The organism is Aestuariivirga sp. (genome assembly GCF_046093005.1).
In the GTDB taxonomy this organism is placed as follows: Bacteria; Pseudomonadota; Alphaproteobacteria; order Rhizobiales; family Aestuariivirgaceae; genus Aestuariivirga.
In genome coordinates, this window is the sequence record NZ_JBJTER010000177.1 from 1 (window position 1) to 1,575 (window position 1,575).

Consider the following 1,575-nt stretch of genomic DNA (forward strand, 5'->3'; position numbering starts at 1 on the left):
TGATCGCCTAGGCCCAACCGGCCGAGCGCGAGCGGGTCGGCACCATCTACGATCTCGCAAGCCGCCTCGGTCTGGAGCGCAGCCTGGCCGAAGATCTGGTCGGTCGCGGGGTCGCCATCGACGAAGCCCGCCGCGTCATTCTCGACAAGGTGGCGGATACCGCCGAGAAGACGCGGACCTTCCCGCATGTCTCGGTTCCGCTCGGCGGGCGAGACGAGCGGCTGACCCGTCGCGAGGCGGTCGCCAATGCGCTGCTGCATCGCTACAGCCCGACGCTGTTCGGCTTGAGCGATCCCGCGCGCGCTCGGCCGTCTGGGCATTGGCGATAAGCGCCTGCGTATCGGGCTGGGGATCGGCCGCACGGGTGATCGGCTCGGGCGTAGCCTGCGCCGGCGTGGGGGTCACATTGGTCTCTTCCATGGAAGTCCTCATCTGTTGGGAAGCGTCGTCCCGGTCCACGACGCAGGGGATCAGCGGGTCAACCGAACGGAAGCCGGCCGCCGGATCGGCCCCGACCGGGACCGCGGAAATCTCGAAAGGTGTCCAGTCGACCGCGCGCCAGATCTCCGGCGCATTGGCGGGTCGGCTGACCTCGAAGCGATGGACCTGATAGCCAATGGAGACAGCGCGCAGATGGCCCGCCCGCACATCGGCCCAGATCGGCTCGACATCCTCGCGCTCGCTGAAGCGGACCCGGGCAATGCCCCGACCGCTATCGATCCTGGCAGTCCCCGGCACGACGGAGCCGATGACGCTGTCGAGTGTGCGGAGATCATGAACCTTGAGCAGCGGCCCCCCGGCATTGAGCCGTTCGAGCCGCACGCTGCTCGGGTCCATGCTGAGTTCTTCGTCGAACGGTTCGCCGAATAGCGGCTGCCGCCGGACCCTTGCGCCCGTCGACCAGACCACCTCGATCGAGCGATCCTGCTCGTCGAGCGTGGCTGGCAACAGGTCGGCTGCGCGGCGCATCGCCGGCAGTTCGATCGTGCCATGCATGTTGTCGTCCTTACGGTGAAGTGAGCCCTGGATCAGGCTGCATCACGCCGGTCTTGGTGACCCGGCGCGGGTCGCTGTCGAAAATGAGTCCGAGCGCATCGATCTTCGCGTTCATCGCGGCGATCTCGGCCAGCACCGCATCGGGGTTGTGACCCTGCCGGGCGATGGCTTGCGCCAATGTCATGGTGCCGGACCGCATCGCCAGAAGGTCGGCCATGGCATCCTTCAACGGATCGACCGCTTCAAAACGCGGCGGCGACCATTCGACCGGGATGCGCGGCTGCGGGAGCTTGCCGGCCGCCCAGGCCTGTTCGGTGAACCAGTCCCAAGTGGGCTGGCAGAGCATCGGAATGACGATCTGCCACTGGACCGCATCGATCAGCCGGCGGAACTCGACGAGCCCCGCCCGGATCGACGAATAGTTGACCTGACTGAGATCGCCGGTCAGCAGCTCGTAAGGCAACCGAACACCCGCCGCCACGATGTGCAGCTGGGCGCGCAGCCACTCCGCCACACCGGCCGTCGTTGCCGGCTGGTTGAAGCGGATATCCTTGCCACCGCGCGCATAGGCGATGAGGC

General features: G+C 67.0%; 3 protein-coding genes. All 3 read right to left on the minus strand.

The window, feature by feature from the left end:
- Positions 1 to 188: hypothetical protein (locus ACKOED_RS15145; RefSeq protein WP_408917456.1), on the minus strand; the 188-nt coding region annotated here is incomplete at its 3' end.
- A complete protein-coding gene (locus tag ACKOED_RS15150) occupies positions 136 to 996 on the minus strand; it encodes a hypothetical protein (RefSeq protein WP_408917457.1) in 861 nt (286 codons plus the stop codon). The genes ACKOED_RS15145 and ACKOED_RS15150, both read right to left, overlap by 53 nt.
- Before the next feature lie 10 nt (positions 997 to 1,006).
- A partial coding sequence (locus ACKOED_RS15155) for a phage portal protein (protein ID WP_408917458.1) occupies positions 1,007 to 1,575 on the minus strand: 569 nt, incomplete at its 5' end.

Excerpts from the sequence above, each read along its gene's own strand:
- ACKOED_RS15150 (WP_408917457.1), bottom strand. The coding sequence starts at position 996 with ATGCATGGCACGATCGAACTGCCGGCGATGCGCCGCGCAGCCGACCTG.